General features: G+C 40.1%; 5 protein-coding genes. 3 read left to right on the plus strand and 2 right to left on the minus strand.

Features of this window, described 5'->3' with window-relative positions:
- Window positions 1-396: 396 nt before the first annotated feature.
- Window positions 397-582, plus strand: coding sequence for a hypothetical protein (locus Selli1_RS17910; protein ID WP_281874426.1), 186 nt, complete (start codon window positions 397-399; stop codon window positions 580-582).
- A 45-nt stretch (window positions 583-627) separates the two neighbouring features.
- Here the strand turns inward: Selli1_RS17910 and Selli1_RS17915 are convergent, their stop codons facing one another.
- Together Selli1_RS17915 and Selli1_RS17920 are read right to left on the minus strand one after the other, a co-directional pair.
- Window positions 628-1,158, minus strand: a complete 531-nt coding sequence (locus Selli1_RS17915; protein WP_281874428.1) for a hypothetical protein — start codon at window positions 1,156-1,158, stop codon at window positions 628-630.
- A complete protein-coding gene (locus Selli1_RS17920; RefSeq protein ID WP_281874430.1) occupies window positions 1,145-2,488 on the minus strand; it encodes a MarR family transcriptional regulator in 1,344 nt (447 codons plus the stop codon). The genes Selli1_RS17915 and Selli1_RS17920 overlap by 14 nt, the downstream gene beginning before the upstream one ends.
- A 906-nt stretch (window positions 2,489-3,394) precedes the next feature.
- On the opposite strand from Selli1_RS17920, the gene Selli1_RS17925 reads away from it, so the two are divergent.
- Window positions 3,395-3,721: a GNAT family N-acetyltransferase gene (locus Selli1_RS17925; RefSeq protein ID WP_416389860.1), complete on the plus strand. Its 327-nt coding sequence runs from the start codon at window positions 3,395-3,397 to the stop codon at window positions 3,719-3,721.
- 33 nt (window positions 3,722-3,754) lie between these two features.
- Entirely contained in the window at window positions 3,755-4,024 is a 270-nt protein-coding gene (locus Selli1_RS17930) for a hypothetical protein (RefSeq protein WP_138373253.1), read from the plus strand.
- The last annotated feature ends 166 nt before the right edge of the window (window positions 4,025-4,190 follow it).

The raw sequence follows: 4,190 nt of genomic DNA on the forward strand, positions 1-4,190 counted from the left end.
TGTTTTATTTTGCAACTAACATCATAAAGAAAAACTGTATGATTGGGAAGTAGGGATTTTCTCTGCTTCCCTTTTTATTTAGGAAAAATTCCTATTTTTGCCAATAATAATTATACACTAACATTTTATATTTGTGAATTTAAAACTCTAAAATCACAAATATAAACATTTATGTAAATAAAAACCTAAAATTATACAAGAGCTTGCCAGAAAAAATCAAAATATATGGAAAAGAAATATATAAAATCACAATTTGATTTTAGATTGAATGAGAAATAGGATCTTCTATTTTTATTTGTACTGCATTCAAATATAAATTTACTAATTGCATCGCATTCAAAACCATTATCTGACATAATTAAATCAATTAAAGGATATGAGAAGGAGGCGGTATTGATGAATAAAATTTTCAGATTGGAGGCTTATCATTGGGATAAAGATTATTGGAGTGTCATAGGAATATTCATGACACGTGATCTTGCTCAACAAGGAAAAGAGTTGGTGGAAAAGGAAAATGCTAATGTATCATGTAGTATTTTTGAAAGCGAAGTAATCAATACTCCTTTTGACATTACAAAATAGTTGAGCAGAGGTGGGATTAAAAGAAATTAGATCCCACCTCTGCTATTATTCTGGAAAAAATTTGTTCAGGGTGTCTATGGTTTCTTTCGCTGTATATCCCCAGAGAATGCTGCTCAAGGCTTCAATCGCCTGGTGGCGTTTCCGGTAATATGTACGGTAGGAGATATTGGGAATGTGCTGCTCCAGCTTTTCCAGGACTTCATCGGTATTCTTCAGCTGTTGAGGGGAGAGGAAGGCATAGTAGAGGATCCAGTAATACTGCTCTCCGTACTTGTGGTTATTGCGCAGAAGATCCACGGAGGACTCCAGCAGTTTCAGCATCCGGTTGCTCCGCTCAATGCTTTTGGCACGTTCCGCAATATCACTTCCTGCCAGGTCTGCCCCAGCTGCATAAATGGAATCCAGGAACTCATCAATGCTGGAACCGTACTGCACCTTGAATTGGTTCTCCATCTGGTGAACGACCACTTTCAGGCTGTATGTGGCATCCCGGTAACGGCGAAGGAACTGGTACGTATCATGAAACCGGGGATTTTCTTCCGGTGTTGAAAAGTCCTGTCCTTTACGCTTCGGCATACAGATCCCCTCCTTCCTGGCTTCCGGCTTCCGCATTATCCGGTATTTGCGGGGGAAGATCCGGCAGTAAGATTTCCGGCGGTTCCATTCTGTGCATCCTCTTAGCTCGCTGTCCTATCCTGCCCTCTTTCGGAAGGGCAGGATTCGCCAGTACGGTTCGGCTCTGCTGTCCACCCTTCTTCTCTGGCTCCAGCTTTGCAGACTCCGGCCTGGGTTCTATGGTCAGCTCAAACCGGTAGTTTGCGGCTCCAAAGGGGCAGATAATATTTAGACCAATTACAGGTATACTATCCTTGCAGTCTGATAAAGGAGATAATATATACCTGGTCCGGGGGCAGTGACAGCAGGAAATCCCTTGTGTATCCAGGAGTTTTGCAACTTTTTTGACCATGTAGCGGATGTGCGAAATTGGAACGCAGGGAATTGGATTTGAAACAGTGATCTGCGCATCCGTCACCGTTTCTGGTACGCACACAGTCTCTGGTTCTGCGGTTTCCTCTGCAGGTGTCTCTTTTGAAATGTAAATTGGCAGTTTCATTTTCATGGCGATCTCCTCCTTGTCAATCAGTACGTCGCTGATGTTAAACATAATGGAAAGGTAATTGTTCAGGTAAATAATGCTCCCGTGATTTCCACGGAAGGATACCAGGGTGATCAGGTTCATCTTCTCCAGCTTTTTTAATAGTCTGGAGACAGTAGGTTTGGAATGTCCCCACCGTTCTCCCAGCGTCTGGAAGCTGGTCAGGGGGGATCCGGTATTATTCCGATAGTAGACGACAGGCCCGGTGTCAGAGCAGAGGACAGACGGGTCATTGTATACAGCATGGATCCACAGATCAAGCAGAATGTCCATTTCCGAGCATTTGCCTGCCTGGATCAATTTATGGGCTTTTCCAATTGAAAAAAAGAAAAAGCCGGTATCCTTTTTACAGGGATAATTGTATTTCAGGGCAGTATTATCATCCTGCCAGTCAGTGATCCGGAATTTGACCAGGCGGTTTTTCTCCAGCAGGGAATAGGTAATGCAGCTTTCCTCCTGGAGATGCTTCAGGATGGAAATGGCCTGATGCTGAAACCGGCAGCGAAACCAATCCTGCAGTTCTGAAATGCTGCAGATCCATTCGCCCGGTGAGAGCGTATAAGTTAGCTGCTCCATGCGCCGGATGGAAGTGCTGTAATTGGCGTAGGAGCAGAGAACCAGATACCAGAAAAGAAAAGAGCCTCCGGTGGTTCGGATGCTCCTGTCATTTAATAAGGTCTGTATGAAGTTGCGGTAGATCCGGCAGCGTGGAAAATCTACGATTTGTTTAAGTTCTAATTGGTATTCCATAATAAGCCTCTCTTTCTGAAATAAAATAGAGACAGCATGATGATGCTGCCTCTAGCCAATAGTTCGGTTGAATGTCACCTTTTCTCTATATTTTCTGGATGTGAGGACATCCTGCCATCATCCCTCCATCATCCCTTTTGTGCCTAAAAAGTCTTGTCAAACTCAAATTCTTGATTTATACTGAATTTGCAAGAAACTTATTATTCAGGCTGTTTCGAGCCGGTAAAAATCCCCATTTTTTCGGGACTCTAAGTTCCATTCAGTACCAAGACGTTCTGGGAAAATCGACTGGCACATATGGACTTAAAATCCTGCGGGACTTATCCTCCCGTACCGGTTCGATTCCGGTCTGTGGCAGGAGGTAAAAGTGAGAGAAACGTTGATTTTATAGCGTTTCTCTTATTTTTTTGCTTCAAAAGCTTGAACACTTCAGAGATGAGGGAGTCTTAACACCTTCTTTATTGTATAATCTGAAAAATTAAATTATACTATAAGTATAGTGGATAAAGTGAGTGTTTAGGGGTATCAAAATGGACAAAAAACATAAATTTTTACTTTGTTTACTAATTATTCCTGTATGTTTTTTGATATTAATTATTGTAACTGGTTTGATAAGCGAACATTCTTTGATTGAAATTTATAACGACGGCTTAGGAATTACAGCGTCATATTACCTTTTTCTCAGTTTGTTTATTTACATCCGATGGAACCATTTTTTGAATAATTTTTAATTTGTATGTGGAGGAATAGAATGATTCATCTAGAAAAATAAATGGCGAAAATGTCTGGGATATTTTAAAGTTAAATGTCTCAGATAGTCAGAAAAATTATGTTGCCAGCAATGATATTAGTATTATTGAAGCATATATCGCTATTACATCCAACGGATATGCTTTTCCATTTGGAATTTTTGAAGGTAATAATCCAGTCGGCTTTGTGATGATTGGTTATGACAAAGATGACTATTGGAAGGATGCACCTGCCATAGCAGACGGGAACTATAACCTCTGGAGATTAATGATAGATAAGAAATATCAAAATAGAGGATATGGGAAGCAGGCGGTAGAACTTGCTTTAAGATTTATCAGAACATTTCCCTGTGGTAAAGCTGATTTCTGTTGGCTGTCATATGAGCCCAAAAACGCGGTTGCCAAATCATTGTATGCTTCTTTTGGATTTATAGAGACCGGAGAAAAAGACGGAGAAGAACAGATTGCCGTATTAAAACTCTAAGACACCTTCCCATTTATCGTGGCGTTGAACATAGTGAAAAATCCAAAGTTGTGGAGTTCTAAATATGGAAAGGTAGTTGTGATGGATAAATATTTTAAAGCTGAGCAATTCCACAATAGATACATACAATTATATGAGCATTTTGTGGTAGTGACGCTTATAGACGGAACCACTCTTGAAGGTCTGTACAATGATGATTTTTATGAAGACGAGGCGATATTAATAAGTCTTATAAATAGTCCGAATGTAGCAATAGTTAAGATAGATGATATACAGAAAATGGAAGTATCTCCTTTGGACTGAACTTTATGGAGGTAGAGTTCATTATGAAAAAAATAAGTGACTAAAACTTCCCACACCAATACGGTGTGTTGAACCTTGAAAATTCAATATTTCAGCCAATAAAAAAGGCATAAACCTGTCCCGTTTGGTATAATGGAATTGACGAAAAACCATCTATACAAAGGAG

Origin of the sequence: Sellimonas catena (genome assembly GCF_027924685.1) — a bacterium.
Lineage (GTDB): Bacteria > Bacillota > Clostridia > Lachnospirales > Lachnospiraceae > Sellimonas > Sellimonas catena.